Below are 17945 nucleotides of genomic sequence, written 5' to 3'. Positions count from 1 at the left end.
ATTATAGTTTATTAACCTCGTAATATATTATTGTAGAGAAACTGCATTTAAAATGACTTCAGATTTTAAATGTGTGTGGACTAAAAATTTAAACATAAGTTGTCATCAATAATAAATTGTCCAGACTGATCCTTTTTTATCGGTTTTTTGATTCTAGCCATGATCATCCAAAAGTTTTATGATCTGTCGAATGTATGCGGGCCTGGTGGGATTTGAACCCACGACCTACTGGTTTCCCCAATAAGGCACTTTAAGAGCCAGCTGTTATAGGATATCTCTCTACCTAGCTGAGCCACAGGCCCTAATTTCAAAAAGTAGAAAATCTCGTATTTAAAATTACTATTGAAAACGGAATTTTTCTCGCGGATTCTTCTATAATTATCCCTTTGATTTTTATTTAAATCAGATAGATATTATTTATAGATATTATTTAAATCAGATAGACATCAGTCATGTATATCACGGGCCATATAGTTGAGAAATTGAAATGATTTATTTCATAGGTTTGGGTTTAAATGGGGTAAACGGACTCCCTATGAGGGGGTTAGATCTTACTAAAAATGTCGATACTGTTTACTTAGATGTTTACACAAGCCCGATTGCACTGGATGAAATTAATTCTCTCCAAAGTATGATTAATAAAAAGATCGTAACTGTTGAGAGAAATTTCATTGAGAATGGATATGAAATCATAAATCAGGCAAAGGAAAAGGACGTAGTATTGATGGTTCCAGGAGATCCCATGGTAGCAACAACTCATATGGACTTAAGGTTAAGGGCTGAAAAATCTGGAATAAAAACACAAGTTGTTCATAGCTCATCCATTATTAGTGCTTTGCCTGGCGAAACGGGCCTTCACATCTATAGTTTTGGAAAGTCGGTAACGTTGATGAGGTCAGGGTGGACACCCATATCCACAGTTTACGAGGTAGTTTATGAAAACTTGTTAAAAGGGCTTCACACTGTGATACTTTTAGAGTACGATCGTTCAATTGATTTCTTTCTTAAACCTGAAGATGCTTTACAATCATTACAGACTTTAGAAAAAGATTATGAAAAAGGTATCTTCAGTCATGATACTTTTATTATAGTTGCTTCGAGAGTTGGTAGTCAATCCCAATCACTGTCTGGTGGGAAGTTAGGAGCTTTAATTCACCAAGATTATGGCGATCCGCCCCATGTACTTTTAGTACCTGGAAAGCTTCACTTCACCGAAGTCGATGCATTAAAAACGTTGTTAAAGATCGATGGAGATTCGATCTCAGATAATTCTTCTAGAGCCCCGAGGTTGGCTGTATCAATGGTAACAAGATACGCAAGAAGTACGATGAAAGCCCTCTCCAAAGCTAGAGATATGGGGAAAGCTAAAGGAAAGAAGCATCTCGACGATCTCTTCGAAAATGTCGAGTGCTATATTTTAGATGCAGAAAGGTTCCTTAACATGGGCAAGTATGAATTGGCGATACTGAGTACTGGTTATGCAGAGGGGCTGCTAGACTCTCTAAGGTTCACCAAAGAGCTAGAGATAGAGTGGTGAATCAAGATTTTTTATAAAAGATTGAAAAGAGCTGTTGAAGATGCAAGAGATGTCTGCAACATCTAAGCAACTACTCATAAAGATATTTTCGAACTCACTCCTGAGGGTAAAAAATACTGTAGAGACACTATCTCAAAATCTTCACTTGACAGAGGACTATTTAGGGGATTTATGTGGTTCTATGAAAAGAGATGGTCTGATTTCAGAATTGGATGGGATATTCAGACTTACTGATTTGGGAAGATCGAAGATCAAAGTAGTATTTACAGGAGGAGTTTACGACATAATACATCCAGGCCATATATTCGCTTTATCTTCTGCAAAGAAGCTCGGTGATGTTCTGGTTGTTGTTGTGGCAAGGGATAAAAATGTTGAAAAAAATAAGGGGCATAGTCCTTTAAATAATGAGACCCAGAGGCTAGAACTAGTTCAAGCATTAAAATTTGTAGATGCTGCCATACTTGGAAGTGAACGGGATTTATTCGAAACCGTTATGAAGGTAATGCCAGACATAATTGCATTGGGTTACGATCAGAAGCATGATGAGAATGAACTTGAAAGAGAAGCGAAAAAGCGAGGGTTATCTTTAAAGTTCTTCCGGCTTAGAACGAAGATGCCAGATATCAAGTCTTCAAAGATAATAGAAGATAGAAAGGATATTATCGAGGACTTTTAGGCTCAGGTAAACCTTCTTTTGAAAGGAAGATCTTAACCTTAACCTTATCCCCATCTCGTAGACCTAGCTTCTTTCTAATTTTTATTGGGGATATTATCTCGATAACTAGATCGGCATAATGGGTTCTTTCAAAGATGCCTACAGCCCCCTCAATCTGATCGTTGACGATCGCCATAAAGCATTTTGCACCTCCGTAAGTTCTAGATTCATCTTTGAAACCATCTATAATGATACCAGCATAATATTCGAGTTCGCGCCTTAGTTTCCTATCTTTCCGAGATGTGAGCCTTAGATTCATAGTCCCAGGGTATGGTTCGAAACCCATTTTTTCAACGAACTGACGCCTATAATTCTCCAAAGAGGTATAGTAAGCACCCTCGCCCAAACCAGAAAAAAGCTCGCCCTCGATCTCAAGCATTAAAGGAGGTTCAAGAGTCCCTTTCAAGATGGAGTACAGCATCATGAGCTGATCCAACCCTTTCTCGGTCAACTTTAAGCCATATAGACGACCGATTTTGAGCCTCTCTAAATAGCCTTCATTTTCTAATTCCATGAGGTGCTTAGAAACGAGTTGTTGAGACTTACCTATTCTATCTGCGAGTTCACTTGTCGATATTTTGATATGATAGTCCTTTGCACCTAATAGTAAAAGCTCGACAAGTGTGGGAATATGCGCGATTTTTACTCTCCATATTAAACCATTACTACTCAAGCCTTTTTTTGAAACAATGCTTTCATCCATTATTGATCGTTAATCTCTTCGTATTTATTTACCTTCCCCAAGAATCTTCTTTGATGAATTATGAGCCAACTCAAGAGCCTTTATTAGATTCTTATATTCAGACTGAGCAATTATCGCAGATTCTTCAACTGTTAATTTATGTCCAGGGCTCACGAAATAAGTCTTGCCGTTCTCACGAACTCTTAAAGCCACGCCAACCGTGGAACCCTCTAGTAAGATTGGAGCTGTGATTCCTTTAAATGAGCCTATCTTGCCAACTAAGATGGACTTTGCAAAGCCAAGGGTAGGCATATCCAGAGCGATCCCTACGAAAACGGCCAATCCCGCCCTCCTTGGGTGGGCTATGCCATGCCCATCGACAAGAACTATATCGGGCTCTACTTCAAGGGCTTTGACTGCTGAAATTACTAAAGGTGCCTCACGAATGAAAAAATAACCAGATCTATAAGGGAAAAATGGTTCATCAATATAATTTGAGACTTCTACTACTTTTCGATCAAAGCAACTCCAAACCACCGCTGAGGCCGCAGCCTTTTCCGATCTATAGGATACATCTACCCCACACACATTGTTAATATGATCTTTATCGAATGGTTCAAGGCTATGTGCTTTTGCTACAATCTCCTGAATCCTAGTTAGTAAGCTTAGAGTGGGTGTATCTATTTTATCCATAACAACTAATTCTTTATATTTTTTATTTATATGATGGAAGTCTCTTAAATAGTCCTTCTATAGACTTTATCAACTCAGACCTTCTTGCTTCTTCTGTGACTGCAGAACGGGTGTCCTCAATGAGGATTCTTGCTACATCCAACTTTCTCCTTAACCCTTTAGCTAATCGGTCATAAACTGCGAGGGGTAATAGAATAACATATAAGTGCTCCATAATTTTAAAGAGTTCTGAGGCTTCTCTACTTTTTCCTCTTCTGATTTCATCATAAGTACGCCTCTTAATCTCTCCTATAGTATCCAATAGACCAAGAAGATAAGAGATGTTCATTACTTCAAGCTCTTTATACGATGGTATCGGCTTTTTCATGGCTATTGAATAAAGGGATGTGGCTTCGACGTATTCCGTCTCAGGTACTATCAAATATCTATTCAGATCATTACTGCTAACTTTCCTTAGATTTATCAATAGTTCCTTTGCTTTATCGATTTTTAAGCTTGCATCCTTTAGATTCATAGAGTGTATATCTGTTATCGCTTTACCGGATAGAGATATAACGTCCCTAGATTCACGTAATAACCTTTCTCGCTTTCCTTCAACTTCATCGAGCTCTTTCGAGATCTCTTCTAAGGATACTTCTATTTGTTCAAAGTTCATAATAGATGTTAAGGATTATTGAATTAATAGGTTTTGTTCACCTGTAAATCAATTAACTAAAGAACGATCGTCTGGCTCTGCTCTCTTAAGAACTGATGTAAATAGTAAAATCCACCAGCCCCTTTTCCACTCGATCCGCTAAATTTCCATCCTACAAAAGGCTGTGCACCTGCCATCGAACCTGTAGTTGCACCCATATCCCGATTTGCATAGATTACACCTGCTTGGATGTTATCAAAGAATTTTTGTATCTCACTTTCATCTTCAGTGAAGATTCCTGCTGTTAGACCATACTCCACATCGTTCGAAAGTTTTATTGCTTCATCAAGGGAATCGACTTCAGCTATACATAGAATTGGCACGAATAGTTCATTTTTAAAAAATTGATGATTCTTTGGTAGGTCTACAATAACAGTGGGCTCGACGAAGTATCCGTCCTTCTGATTTCCTTCGTTCAATACCTTTCCGCCAGTTAATATCTTTCCATCCTTTTTTGCGATCTCTATATATCTTTGGTAATTTATAAAGGCCTTCTTGTTGATTACAGGGCCCATAAATGCTTCTTTTAAAGTGGGGTCAGCTATTACAATTTCTTCTTTTGTTCTCTTCACGAGCATCTCAATAAAATCGTTCTTTACTCTCTTATCCACATATACACGTGAACAGGCGCTACATTTTTGACCACAATATCCGAAAGCAGACTTCATTACCCCTTTTACCGCCTTTTCTAAGTTTGCCTTTGATGTGACAATAGTTGGGTTCTTACCACCCATCTCAGCTATGAAAGGTCTCGGATATTTATCGTTAAAAGATCTATAAGACGAAAAGCCTACATCTTTAGACCCTGTGAAAACTATACCTGATACATCCAGATTTTCTACTAATTCAGCACCTACGACTTCCCCAGCACCCGATACATAGTTGAAAACCCCATTAGGCAAACCCGCTTCGTGTAAGATTTCACAGATCTTAAATCCTAGAAGAGGTGTATCACTAGAAGGTTTGAATACAGCCGTATTTCCGGTGATCAATGCCCCTGAACTCATTCCCAGTGCTATTGCAAAAGGAAAGTTGAAGGGCGAGATTACTCCCCAAACTCCATAAGGCTTCATTACGCTCTTCGACTGTTCGTTCGGGAATGCCTTATTCATCTGATTATCGTAACCTTTATTGATCTCCATCTCTTCACTATAGAACCTCATATAATCGATGCCCTCATCGATATCTGCCATCGCTTCGAATCTATTTTTACCATTTTCTATGCTCATAAGAGCAGCTAACTCGAATTTTCTCTCTGAGGAGATATCTCCAACCTTTTTGAAAATCTTCACTCTATCGTAATATGGCATAGAGCTCCAGAGTGGAAAAGCTTTCTTCGCTGCCATGATAGCATTCCTTGCATCCTCCCTTGTTCCTTTTTGAAAGTACCCCAATACTAACTTTATATCAGATGGGCTTGTATCAGGGAATTCACCTTCAGAAAAAACTTCTTTTCCATCGATGATGTGAGGATATCTTTTCCCAAACTCATTCTTGATCTTCTTCAGAGCTTCTTCATACTTTCTATGGAAATCTTCGACTTTGCCCGAGTTTAAAGCCTTGAACCAAGTATTTTCATGTTCGAACGTCATTTCAATCACATAACCCATTTTATTCCTTACTTAATTCCTTCGCTCGCTCTGTCGCTTTGATAACTGCATCTATAAGGGTTACTCTAAGTCCACCCCTCTCGAGCTCTATCAAGCCTTCAATGGTAGTCCCTCCTGGTGTCGCCACCATTTCTCTAAGTCTCGCTGGATGTTCATCAGTTTCTACGACCATTTTTCCAGCACCTAAAACAGTTTGAGCAACGAGAGTTGTCGCAATATCTTTAGGTAGACCTAACTTTACTCCAGCATCACTTAAAGCTTCTATTACAAGATAGATATAGGCTGGTCCACTTCCAACTAGGCCAGTAACAGCATCGAAATATTTCTCGTCGAGTGTAATTACTCTTCCTAACAAGCTAAGTGTTTTTTTAATCGATTCTAGTTTCTCATTTGGTATGTTCTTTGATGGGCAGACTGCCATCATTCCTTCTCGTACAAAGCATGCAAGATTTGGCATCACTCTGATGATGGAAGTGTCTTTTGGCAGATATTTACTTAGGAACTCTAAAGAAATGCCTGCAGCGATACTGATCAGAATCTTTTCAGGGGTTATCACATTCTTTATGACTTCTAAAACATCCCTCATATTGCCTGGCTTAACAGAAACTATTATCAGATTGCTGACTGCCACTACCCGCTCAATGTCACCAAAACATTCAATATGATAAGTATCGGCGATATATCTTCGACGTTTCTCGATTATTTCTGAAGCGTAAATATCTCCAGGAGAAAATACTTTAGATTTAAGGAAACCTGATATTATGGCTTCCCCCATCTTTCCCGCACCAATTATACCTATCTTCATATTCAAGCTCAAGCGTTTCACCTTTTGCAAGGTGCTTGGAAGATTCGCTTAAGTATTAAAACTTTAATGAAATTTATACTAGTTTGGAGACTAAACAAGTAAAGACATCATCATTCAGTAATCTACTGACATATACATTGACTTATTTAGTCATAACCGACTGGAAAGGTTTGAAAAAAAGGTTGGTTTATTAAAATCCCACCTGCTCCGGTAAAGATATTAATATCGAGTTTTTTTGGAGCTGTTAGATAATCGGTCGATCTCATCACACATTCAGTATCTGTCTCTTTAAATATACTAAAATTATCACGATTCACTGATATACCTCCAAGATCAATAAGCGCATTTAATTCGATTCCCAAGGTAGGTTCATTGGGTAACGATTCAACTAAAACGCCACCAACTTCAACTATTGAAGATAGCGTGGAATTTTTTCCAAGAGTTTCAGCTTGTATTCGTAACATTATCCCACCCGTATTTACTGTTGCATTCAAATGGTCAAATGAGGCATTGTTAAGAATCTCTATGAAAATTCCGCCTACATATGTCGCAACAAGATCTAGAGAATCAATATGAGCTTCTTTGGATAATACCGCAGATATCCCACCAGCACCTACCTCTAATGTGCCACTATAATTATAGTAATTGCCAAAAGTCGCTTTAACATTACCCGAATCACTTGTGACGTTTACGAATAGCTCGTTGCCTACTGTTATATTTGTCAGTGATGGTGCCGCTTCTCCTTCATCTTGTTCGAATATAAACCAATAGACCAGGTTACTATCGTTAGTGAAGGTCACATCAAGTCCACCGGCCTTTATTGTAAAATTTAGATTGACATTTTCCACTCCAGGCACTTGTGTGGCATTAAGAGAGTATTCCCTTGTAACTTTGGTTCCTTCTCCATCGATAAAAATTATTGGTCTATAGACAAAAGGTGCTATGAAAATGTAGACTATGCTACATAAAAGAATCACAAAGATAATTCCACCTATGATTGTGTTTGTTCTCATATGAATAACCCTCCTAATGGTAATAAGAGGAAACTCAAGAGTGATAAGAAGAGCATATAGACGATTAACGGGACGACAAAAGAGGATATGAATGCTTTGCCTGGGTCGATTAGATGGCATCTCTCAACAGCGACTACGGCGATTGATACCGTCCAAAAAATCGCTATCAACCAAAGGACGATTGAGAAGCCGAAGAAGAACATGAAGTCCAACCCCATCAGCACCATACCCAGTATTACTAAAGAACAAGGCACTGTAGCGTAGCCATATAGTTTGAGAAGTTGCGTGTATGCACCCATCCCACCAAAGATAAACCTAGCACAAAGATGGGCGATTCCTGCTGAGATCAGCCAGAATATAATAGAACCAACTATACACATGATTGCAGTTGTAATTGGTATTATAGGGGATAAGGCGTCCAACATTCCGAGTTCTCCCACTCCTATCAAAGAGCCCATTAGGGCAAAAATAGAAGAAAATATTCTTGCTATAAAGACACCGACAAGAGCCCCTTGGATCACTGAGAAGATAACTATCAATAGCAACGGTTCCAAGATTCCTCGATTTTCAGTTATTATTTCATCGAAGGTCTTACGAGGCGCAAGTAGAGTTCCACCAAGTCGGTTTAAAAATCCTGTAAAGCCCTTTGGAGTTTCATAATCAATAGAAACTTCGTTCGTTAATTCAAACTCCTCCTTATTTTGAGATACAACTGTTTAGTATTAAAACTTTTTACGATTCTGTTTGGTTTGAACCATTAAGCTTATAAGAAAAGGTATTAAGAGAAAGGCGAAGTTCTTCTCCATCTGAATTATTAGGTGAATGAATTGGATCTACCATCTTTAGATAGTCGAATTAATATTATAGATAAGATGATAAAAGAGCATACTGAGCTGAGCAACCCTTTAGAAATACATAAGAAGGTCTTAATGGCGCAGAGGCAAATCAGGGATAGCCCTAAAAAAGGAACAAATGTTGATTGGGATGATAAATCCACCATCGAAGATCTGCAGCAAAAAGCCAAAAAATCAGGTCAACCAATTGCTAGCTTTCTCGATCCGAATATATTTGATCTAGATAGTGTAGTCCATACTATTGAGCAAGTCATCGGAGTAATTATTGAGAAAGAAGAGAAAAAGAATTGGTCAAACAAATTCTTGGATCAGATTAAAAGTGGAAAAGTGGACATATTCGATTTTATCGGTGCAGCTCTTAAGGGTGATGCAGAATATTTTAATAAATATGGCGAAAAGCTCAGCATCAACCCAGCTTTATTACTCTTTTTCATCAACTCTTCGATCCAACCGTGTTTTGAAGAGATCACAAAACGGGTTGACCCCTCCTTTCTTGAGAGATGGTGGCGAGCCTTATGTCCCATATGTGGCAGGAGACCCATAGTATCTAGGATAAGAGCCCGTAAACGTCATCTTATATGCACGCATTGTGGTGCAGTCTATCTGGCGGATCTCTTCCTTTGTGTTAATTGTGGGAATGCTGATGCATACACTCTAAAATTCCTAGTCCCAAAAGGACGCCCAGAGTTGAGAGTTGATTTTTGTGAGAAATGTAAACATTATCTAAAGGTTGTAGATGAAAATAAGTTGAAAAAACCTATTCCAGAAGGCTTAGAAGATATAATGACAATAGATTTAGATTACATGGCAAAAAATGCGGGGTTACGAAGAGTCTGAAGTTATCCCCAAGGAGGGTCTATAAGTTGAATAGGGTGGCAGTAGATGTCATGATTTATCCTCTCGTCCTTTTCCACCTTAACCGTAGCTTTTGTGTCCACATATCCTGAAATCGAAGTCCAAATATCGTAACTGTCATCTACAAGATCGGAGAATTCATAATAACCATTCTTATCAAGATGAGCGTATCTATTTGAAATTGGTAAAAGCAGAATTATTGTACCGCCCAATGTTATGGGCTTTTTAGTATCAGCATCGTAAACATTGCCACATATCTTTGCAGTTCCCTTGGCTTTTGAAAGATAAAAATTTAATGATACAATTTCATCCACTTTAGTTGTAATTACTTTATTCTGTTTCTCAAAGCCTTTGAGGCTGACGGTTATTGTGTATGTACCAAGATCGAGCCCCTCAAATCGGTAAGTACCATCAAAAAGAGTTTTTGTGTCTTTTCCATCACAAAATACCTTGACTCCACCTAACGGATTGCCTTTTTGATTACGGATACAACCTACAATCACTGAAGTTAAGGTTGTATTAATTTCGTTCAAATTCACCACTCTTACGACTTTAAAGAAGTCTCTTTTAACCTATTCTTGTTAACAAGCCTTTCTTTAAAACTAATTTACCCTCTTGTTCGATAAAGAGGATTGTGTCTCCTTCTTTAAACCCATATTTTGTGCATACTTTTTTTGGTATTGTTATTCTATTCTTAGACGATACCGTAGTCACTCCTAAAATAGTACGAGTCAAATCCTTATCCCTTTTACTTAACCCCTATCTATTAAAATTCTAATATATCTTCTTTTCCAAATTTCATAAACAATTATTGATCCATTTAGAAACCCTTTTAATCGACCTAGCTCACCACCATTTTGATGATCCCAGACTCAAACGTGATTAAGACATTGTCAGACATCAAAAGAGGAAGGATCGTAGGTGCTACTGATGTCGCAATTGCTTCTCTTGAAGCCATCAAGATATATGCTGTTAGTTCAATTTTAGAAGACCCAATCGAATATGCAAAAAAACTACATGAGTGTTGTGATCTTTTCACTAAGGAGCTTCCATTAAATGTCTCAGTCAGGACTGTAATCCAATATGTATGTCACAAAGTGGATTCGGTTCTCGATGAGAAGGTTGATGTTGAAATTTTAAAACATGTTGTTATGAATAGTATAGCTTCTTCTAAAAGATCGATAAGAGAGTCCATCGACAAGATCAGTGAAGTGGGGGCCCACCTCTTAATCGATGAAGGGGACATTATTATGACGCATTCATGTAGTACAACTGTTCTATCTACATTTGTCAAGGCCTATCAGTCAGGGAAGCAATTCAAAGTCATAGTAACAGAGACCAGACCAGAGTTTCACGGGAGACTTTTAGCTATTGCCTTGGCTGACTTTGGAATACCGGTTACTCTAATAATCGACTCTGCCCATCGATTGTTTATGTGTAAAAAACACTCAGATTGTGGGATACGTGCAAACAAGGTCCTTTTAGGAGCCAATGCCATCGGTATGAATGGGGATGTGGTTTCAAAGATTGGGGCTTCACCTATAGCCTTGTCAGCCCATGAATATCAAGTAAAAGTGTACATAGCTGCAAGCACCCATAAATTTTTACCTGATCCCATCTGGGAAGACTTAACTGTTATAGAGGGGGACCCTTCACTAGTCCTCGAAACAAGCGATGCTAAAAGGCGAGGGATAGAGATTAAAAGTCCAGCTTACGATGTAATTCCACACAAATATGTGGATTTAATAATTACAGAAATGGATGTGATCCCTCCAGAGAAGGCTATTTCAATCATCAAGGAGATTTATGGAGGAGGTAGAGGCATCTAAAGATTGTCTGGTGTTTTGGAGGTGATGATGGTCATAGAAATCAATGAATTAACTATAAAAACCGATAATAAAAAAACAGAGAAAGAAAAACCGATAATCAAAAAACTTACGGTAAAAGATCTCCAGACACTTGATATAACACCTGGTTTCATACGTTGGGTTGAGTCTTCTGGCGAGAAAGGAAAGAGTGAGCTCAGACAGTTTTTAGGGCAAAGGTTAACGGAAGGAGCCGATATTTTGGTTGCAACACAAGGAAATAAAATAATTGGCTTTGCCATCGTAGTTGACTGGCCGACTCTTCCAAACGCTAAGGCTCTTGATGCAATGGAAATCGCTCAACCATATAGAAAAAAGGGTATTGGATCAATGCTTGTAAAGAAAATTATCGAGGAATGGGATACTCTCATTGCCTTAATACCCTCACCTGAGCCCGGTCGTGAGAGAGATTTAGAGAGATTTTATGAAAAGTTTGGTTTTAGACACATAGCTGAGGATGCCATGGTACTCCTTCCAAAGAGTGACGATAAACTAAAGAGATGGGTTGTTTACTTGCAAAGACTGCTTTATGTATATGATTCTCTACTAAAAGAAATGAAGACTGTAACAGAAAAAGAAAGAGAGTCAAGAACTCAATAAGCAGAAAAAGAAAAAGTTAAAGAGTTTTAATTTAAAAAAATTAAAAAGTGGATTCGGATCAAGAGATCCGAATTTTGACATCACTGAAATTTAGGCTTTACTCACAATTACTTTATCGCCGGGTCTGAAGTTTCCGTCCTCTAATTTATCACTTGACAGCCTAATTATTCCTTGATCTGCATCCTCGGAAGGGAGCTCGTCAACTGTTGCTAAAACATATGTTCCACGAACAGACCAGAAGCTTGCTGTTATTTCGACTTTATCTCCTTTTTTCAGGCCCAGATATTCCATCGTCTTCGTATCGAGTCTTACTATGCCTGAATCGCCTTCTAAAGGTACCTTAAGAATTAATTTTGCTCTATATCTATACGCCATGTAATTCACCTACCCAACTTTTTTTTCATTACCATATATGTTTTTTCATCAGAACATCGGTATCTGTCCTGCGATAACGATTGAATATCTCATCAAGAGACCTCCAACGAGTGCACTGATTGAAGCTACAGCCAGTAGTGGTGGGTATAGTCGAATGTATGCAGCACTTCTTCCCTTCCAAGCCAAGAATATAAGAATCAAGAGTGGAACCAATAGTCCCAGACCAATGACTCCTATCCAGAAGATCATGCTAAGAGAGCCACTTATTAGACTATTTGCAGATGCCGCTGTCGCCCCTGATATACTGTAAGCCGATGTAAATACAAGTGTAAGAACTATTGCTAGTTCGATGATTATTAGAAGACCATCAGCGAGATCTAGTCTATGTAAAGCTTCTATGATTCTTTTCTTTGCAACTTCCATCTTTGTAGATGAGTACAAAGGAGTCATGAAGAGAGCGATTGCCATGATTGCTGTTGACGCACCTGAAAGGACGAAGAGTACTTCTAGCAAAGGAGAACCCCAGAAAGGCGAACTTCCTACAAGACCAAGAACGAAACCTGTATAGGAAGCCAATGCTGCACCTAATATGAATAATAACACTTCGATCGCGGTTCTTGCCCTTATATTACCAGACCAAGGGAAGTTCAATCGAACTGGTGGAACGAACGATGCGTAAACTAATCCCAGTGGGATTATGATAGTTAAGATCATGGTCCCTATAGTGATCATTGAACTAGGGTTGGAATAAACGGATAAGGCACGCTCAACTGCGCCCAAGTCTATCATAAATGATATTACGGCCAAGATAGCGCTTACAGTTCCAACAATAACTCCGAATTTCAGGATATTCTTGAAATCGTCCCTTGTAAGAAAGCTTGTTACAGACGTCAACATGAAAGCTCCTCCACCGAGCCCCCCGAAGAAGAGGGCAAAGGCGATCGGCCATCCCCAAGGAAATTCTTCTATCATTTTACATCACACCTTAAGAGCTTCCCTCATTTTAGCTTTATCTATCCTTTCTCTCCGCCATAAAGCAAATCCTATGAATGAGAGCATTCCAAGTCCGAAGATCGCAAGTCCTCCACGTTCAAGAAGTATTCTCTCCATAACGAATGGTGCTGAAATCCTCTGTTCCTCTGTTGGGAAGTCCAACTCATCAAAGGGAACTTTAGAAACATAAACCGATGTAGTGCCGATATCTTCTCCTCCTGGACTAGTTGTCTCGTCGCCAAATACAAATCCTCCTACAGCTAGCGCTCTTTCCCTTGCCTTCTCGTGCATCTCATTCTTTTCTCCGAATTCAAGAGCTCCTGTTGGACATGCTTGAACACAAGCAGTTTCTGCCAACCCAGCATCAAGCCTATCTAAGCAGTATGTGCACTTATAGACCGATTTTAATCCAAAGTATTCGTCATCTCCGAAGAATCGAACTTTATACGGACATGCTTGAACGCAGTATCCACAACCTATACACCTATCACTGTGAATATGAACTATTCCATCTTCTCTCTGGTATACAGCTTTAGTAGGACAAACTCCCAAGCATGGAGGGTCGTTGCAATGCATACAAGACCATGGTATGAAAGTCCAATTGATCTCATCGTTGTCCTCATCATAATTTAACTTGAATTTGACGAGTCTCCAAGTTTTATAGCTAAGTGTTGATGGGTTTGTCCACTGATTCTCTGCATCAGCACTTAAGGATGTCTCCTCTGCGGGGCGATTGTTCCATCTCTTACAAGCCACTTGACATGCTCTACAACCGATGCATTTTGTTAGATCAAACAACATACTCGGTTTATTATATATTGAAACCATTATTCATCACCTCACGCTTTCTCCACCTTGCATAAGCAAGCTTTTACCTCAGGAATATGTGCCGAGACGTCCACGGCATCTATGGTTAAAACATTTGCACTAAGTCCTGTGCTAAGACCCTTGAAGCCCCAATGCCAAGGCATTGCTACTTCATGTATAGTCTTGCCATTTATAGTCATAGGTTGAATTCTATCTGTTACTATGCATTTTACCCTTGAACCATCCGGATTCCTTGCAGTCTTCATTAGCACATAATCACCACTACTCACTCCGATCTCAGAAGCAAGGGTCGGGCTTATCTCAACGAATACCTCTGGATGTAGTTCTTTGAGCCAAGGTAGATTCCTCGTCAAGGCACCAGCCTGCATATGTTCTGCTAATCTGAAAGTTGTGAGTACGTAGGGGTACTCACTTGGATCTCCTATGTCAACAGACTTGATATCCTCATACACATTATAGTATGTATAGTAGCTCCCCCACATGGTCGGATATTCTGCCGCAAGGTCATTGTCAGGGCTCTCGAGTGGTTCATTATGCAGAGGTATTCCGTGTGTCAAGGGGTTTGTATCTTGCAGGCCATCTTTAGTAAGGTGTCTAGCCCATATAGCTGCATGATCGTAACCCAACCATATTGAATCGTTATGAGCCCACCAAGTGAAGAAGTAGTTAACTCCTGAATTACTCTCATTTATGTTGTAAAGTACTCTTTGATTCAACATCCAGCTGAAAGACCAGTTCTTAAAGTAACCATATGTCTCATCTTCACTGTCGGCCGGCGTACGGTCACGCCTCTTAGCTAAGATTCCATCGATGACTGCTCCATTCCAAGTTGTGACACCAGGGTCGTACATATTCTTGTAGATGACATTAGCTGCTGGCTGAATTGTAACGTAACCTGGCCTTAGGCTTGGATCGAGGCTTTTAGCCCCTATCTCTTTATAGATATCCTCGGCAGTATTTCCATATGGAGAAGGCCAACAATCTTCTGGTCTGGATCCAGTGTCATTTCCTGTATCATCCTTATACCTTTCTGAAGGTAGCTTAAGGTCGGCATCATCTCTTATATGTTGGTAAAGTTCAGTTAGGTAATCTAGTTCTTGCCTGCATTCTCCTGGTGGATCGATTGCCTTCCATCGCCATTGAATCCATCTACCAGTATTTGTGATACTTCCATCTCTTTCAACTTGGACAGTTCCTGGAAGGAGTATATCCGCAAACCAGGCTGTCTCAGTTTCAAAGAGCTCGTTGACTACTAAAAATACCTTGGACAATGCATCCCTCGCAAATTTGGCATTAGCCAATGAAACGGCTGGATTTTCAGCGTTGCAGAGAAGAACTTTGATGTCTTCGTTATACATCTTTCTAAACATACTGACGATAGGGTAGCCATTACCAACAGGTAAGTCACATACAACCGACTCATTATCAGGGTTTGAGCCCGGCCATGTACCCACATACATGCCCCAGTTGTATTCCAGTGAGTTCCAAGTTGGGAAGTGTCGAGCATCCCATTGTTGCTCAATTTTATCCTTAGGCGTATAGGTAGCTCCTCCTCCAACACCGCCACGATTGGTTGGATCGGAATTTTTCCATTTTTGGTATCTTCTTACATCGTCTATGTCCCTTGGTGGTGCCCTATATCCCATGATCAAGTGCATCAACATGTTCATGTCTGTGGATCCCTGAACATTGCTTATTCCTCTAAGAGCGTTGACTCCGCCTCCAGGCACACCCATGTTTCCCAGTAATAGCTGTAGTATTGCCTGTGCTCTAATCGCTTGGGTTGCATTTGTATGCTGTGTAGTACCCATAGAGTAGTAGATGTTACCTGGTCTATTGTTTACGTCTGTAAATGTATCCGCAATCAGATCGAATTTTGCCTCGGGTATACCAGAGATTCTATACACCTCTTCTGGTGTATAGTCTTCAGCAAGAGCCTTCAACTTGCTAAAAATCGAATCAGGGTTTGTCTCCCAGTCAGTCAAAAAGTTGCCGTTAAGATCGTAGGGAGCATTGGTTCTTGTTTCAAGGAAATCTTTGTTATAACGTATATTTAAAATTGTGTACCTAATTAGACCGAGGAAGATAGCTGCTTCTGAACCGGATCTGTATCTGGTGTAGATGTCCGCTTTTGAACCGGACCTATTAAATCTCGGGTCCATCACTATTATCTTTGCATCATTATCCAATATCGCTTGTGTCACCCAATGGAATTCCATTGTATGTGATTCAGCTGGGTTACTCACTATAAGGAAGACTTTCGAGTTTTTTGCATCGATTATATGGTTCGTCATTGCACCAAAGCCGAAGGTATTAGCAAGTGCTGCTACAGTTGATGCATGGCACTTCCTAGCCTGATGTTCGATGTTGTTCGAACCTATCAAGGCCGTCAACTTCCTGCCAAGGTAACACTCTTCATTATTCCAGTATGACGAACCGAGCCATGAGATAGGCGAGTCCTTGCCTACGAAGTAATAGTCGTCTTTCCCGGTAGTCGTATTCGCACGTTTGTATGGTACATTTTCCATAGCTTCTGCGATCTTGGAGGCGATTGTAGCGTATGCTTCATCCCATGTGATTTCAACCCATCCTGGATCTTCGTTTTCACCCTTGTTTGGATTCGTTCTCTTCATTGGATGTTTTAGGCGCCTTTCGCTATAGATCAACTGGGGGTACGCACTCGGTTTACTACACAAATGGCCTTCATTTATTGGATGGTCAGGATCACCCTCAGTCTCGATAATTTCGCCATTTAAAGTCGTTACTTTAATCCCGCAACCTCCAGCACAGTATGGGCAGATGCTGGGAACTGTCTGTCCTTGTAGATAATCGTCAACCCTATCAAGTCGAGGGTACTCTCCTGTAGCTGCCATCACTTCCGGAATTTCTCCGAGTGCAAATGTTGTGATGGTTGCCATTGTACCAAGCTTCAAAAAGTCTCTTCTGCTGATATTGCTAGATTTATTATCTATAGAATCTAAAGAATTTGATTGATAAGATAACTCTGTTCACCTCTCTTAGGGAGTTTGATTTTGTGTATATAAAGTTTTTACAATAAGAACAAAAGAGTAGTCATTGCGTCATATCGATAAATATTATCGATATCGATGTCTTTTGTTTCTATAAGTTCGTAAAGTCGCAGATATCGAACGACCGCAGTTGTGACAGAGAAGGATGAATGACTGTGATATCTCATCAAAATATTGGTCTCTATGGGACCTACAGACATTCATGCCACATCTCTCGCATGGAATTGGCTTTGAAGCTCCACAAATATCACAATTTATCCTTACCATTTCTACTCGGAGCCCCTCATATCTATTTAGGCCAAAGAACAAAAGGTTGATTGATCTTTATTCTATTCAGTAGTTTTCTCTTATCTAAGTAAGACAACCCCGATAGCGTTTGAATTGCTATTTCGCTAGAATCCCACTAGCTTATCAAGAGGCTAATCATTTGTCTGACGCATAAGATATACTTTACACATTATATAATTCTTTACATCAATTATATAATTCTTAACAATTAATGCATAGGTATATATGTGAGTGTTTTCATATCCTTCGGCGCAACTGAACTAAAGGAGTTGAGAAAATACGAGTTACGGACGCGGAAATGACTATGGACGTGGCAGTTTTGGCAGACCTAGATCATTCAAACCTAAACCTGTTGAAATGGGCAAGGAATACGATGTCACCATTACTGAAATCAGCAGACGTGGTGACGGAATAGCGAAGATCGAAGGATTCATCATCTTCGTCCCCGATGCCAAAGTTGGACAGCAAACTAGAATTAAGATCGTTCATATTGGAAACCGATTTGCCAA

General features: G+C 39.6%; 18 protein-coding genes and 1 tRNA gene. 6 read left to right on the top strand and 13 right to left on the bottom strand.

Features of this window, described 5'->3' with window-relative positions; translation table 11 throughout:
* Positions 1–197 precede the first annotated feature (197 nt).
* A tRNA-Lys gene (locus tag L6N96_05690) sits at positions 198–302 on the bottom strand.
* Between the two features lie 185 nt (positions 303–487).
* Here L6N96_05690 and dph5 point away from each other — a divergent pair.
* Positions 488–1537: a diphthine synthase gene (gene dph5 / locus L6N96_05685; protein ID MCP8323650.1), complete on the top strand. Its 1050-nt coding sequence runs from the start codon at positions 488–490 to the stop codon at positions 1535–1537.
* Positions 1538–1577: 40 nt separating this feature from the next.
* A complete protein-coding gene (locus tag L6N96_05680; GenBank protein ID MCP8323649.1) occupies positions 1578–2213 on the top strand; it encodes an FAD synthase in 636 nt (211 codons plus the stop codon).
* Here L6N96_05680 and L6N96_05675 read toward each other — a convergent pair.
* The 7 genes from L6N96_05675 to L6N96_05645 all read right to left on the bottom strand — a co-directional run bounded on the left by L6N96_05675 (position 2197) and on the right by L6N96_05645 (position 8303).
* On the bottom strand, positions 2197–2955 hold the full coding sequence (locus L6N96_05675) for a DUF120 domain-containing protein (GenBank protein ID MCP8323648.1): 759 nt from the start codon (positions 2953–2955) through the stop codon (positions 2197–2199). The two genes, L6N96_05680 and L6N96_05675, sit on opposite strands and share 17 nt — an antisense overlap.
* Before the next feature lie 24 nt (positions 2956–2979).
* The gene (locus tag L6N96_05670; GenBank protein MCP8323647.1) at positions 2980–3627 is read right to left on the bottom strand and encodes an endonuclease V; all 648 of its coding nucleotides are present in this window, start codon (positions 3625–3627) and stop codon (positions 2980–2982) included.
* Positions 3628–3649: 22 nt separating this feature from the next.
* A complete protein-coding gene (locus L6N96_05665; GenBank protein MCP8323646.1) occupies positions 3650–4282 on the bottom strand; it encodes an RNA-binding protein in 633 nt (210 codons plus the stop codon).
* 56 nt (positions 4283–4338) lie between these two features.
* Positions 4339–5913, bottom strand: a complete 1575-nt coding sequence (locus L6N96_05660) for an aldehyde dehydrogenase family protein (protein ID MCP8323645.1) — start codon at positions 5911–5913, stop codon at positions 4339–4341.
* 19 nt (positions 5914–5932) lie between these two features.
* Positions 5933–6748, bottom strand: a complete 816-nt coding sequence (gene proC / locus L6N96_05655; protein MCP8323644.1) for a pyrroline-5-carboxylate reductase — start codon at positions 6746–6748, stop codon at positions 5933–5935.
* A gap of 134 nt (positions 6749–6882) precedes the next feature.
* On the bottom strand, positions 6883–7749 hold the full coding sequence (locus tag L6N96_05650; protein MCP8323643.1) for a hypothetical protein: 867 nt from the start codon (positions 7747–7749) through the stop codon (positions 6883–6885).
* Positions 7746–8303, bottom strand: a complete 558-nt coding sequence (locus L6N96_05645; GenBank protein MCP8323642.1) for a YIP1 family protein — start codon at positions 8301–8303, stop codon at positions 7746–7748. The genes L6N96_05650 and L6N96_05645 overlap by 4 nt, the downstream gene beginning before the upstream one ends.
* Before the next feature lie 273 nt (positions 8304–8576).
* Here L6N96_05645 and L6N96_05640 point away from each other — a divergent pair, with 273 nt between their 5' ends.
* Positions 8577–9440: a formate dehydrogenase accessory protein FdhE gene (locus tag L6N96_05640; protein ID MCP8323641.1), complete on the top strand. Its 864-nt coding sequence runs from the start codon at positions 8577–8579 to the stop codon at positions 9438–9440.
* Positions 9441–9442: 2 nt separating this feature from the next.
* On the opposite strand, the gene L6N96_05635 is transcribed toward L6N96_05640, so the two are convergent.
* A complete protein-coding gene (locus L6N96_05635) occupies positions 9443–9991 on the bottom strand; it encodes a carboxypeptidase-like regulatory domain-containing protein (protein ID MCP8323640.1) in 549 nt (182 codons plus the stop codon).
* A 345-nt stretch (positions 9992–10336) separates the two neighbouring features.
* Here L6N96_05635 and L6N96_05630 point away from each other — a divergent pair, with 345 nt between their 5' ends.
* On the top strand, positions 10337–11287 hold the full coding sequence (locus L6N96_05630; GenBank protein MCP8323639.1) for a hypothetical protein: 951 nt from the start codon (positions 10337–10339) through the stop codon (positions 11285–11287).
* Positions 11288–11311: 24 nt separating this feature from the next.
* Positions 11312–11923, top strand: coding sequence for a GNAT family N-acetyltransferase (locus L6N96_05625; GenBank protein MCP8323638.1), 612 nt, complete (start codon positions 11312–11314; stop codon positions 11921–11923).
* Between the two features lie 90 nt (positions 11924–12013).
* Here L6N96_05625 and L6N96_05620 read toward each other — a convergent pair whose 3' ends face one another.
* The 4 genes from L6N96_05620 to L6N96_05605 are packed head-to-tail and all read right to left on the bottom strand — an operon-like array spanning position 12014 to position 17052.
* Positions 12014–12298: a hypothetical protein gene (locus tag L6N96_05620; protein ID MCP8323637.1), complete on the bottom strand. Its 285-nt coding sequence runs from the start codon at positions 12296–12298 to the stop codon at positions 12014–12016.
* 48 nt (positions 12299–12346) lie between these two features.
* The gene (nrfD, locus tag L6N96_05615) at positions 12347–13270 is read right to left on the bottom strand and encodes a polysulfide reductase NrfD (GenBank protein MCP8323636.1); all 924 of its coding nucleotides are present in this window, start codon (positions 13268–13270) and stop codon (positions 12347–12349) included.
* Positions 13271–13276: 6 nt separating this feature from the next.
* Entirely contained in the window at positions 13277–14092 is an 816-nt protein-coding gene (locus L6N96_05610) for a 4Fe-4S dicluster domain-containing protein (protein ID MCP8323635.1), read from the bottom strand.
* Between the two features lie 38 nt (positions 14093–14130).
* The gene (locus L6N96_05605) at positions 14131–17052 is read right to left on the bottom strand and encodes a molybdopterin-dependent oxidoreductase (protein ID MCP8323634.1); all 2922 of its coding nucleotides are present in this window, start codon (positions 17050–17052) and stop codon (positions 14131–14133) included.
* 741 nt (positions 17053–17793) lie between these two features.
* Here L6N96_05605 and L6N96_05600 point away from each other — a divergent pair.
* A partial coding sequence (locus L6N96_05600) for a TRAM domain-containing protein (protein MCP8323633.1) occupies positions 17794–17945 on the top strand: 152 nt, incomplete at its 3' end.

Source organism: Candidatus Methylarchaceae archaeon HK02M2, from assembly GCA_024256165.1.
Taxonomy (GTDB): Archaea; Thermoproteota; Nitrososphaeria; order Nitrososphaerales; family JACAEJ01; genus HK02M2.
Note: the sequence above shows the minus strand (reverse complement) of the source record. Positions and strands in the feature narration are given on the sequence as shown.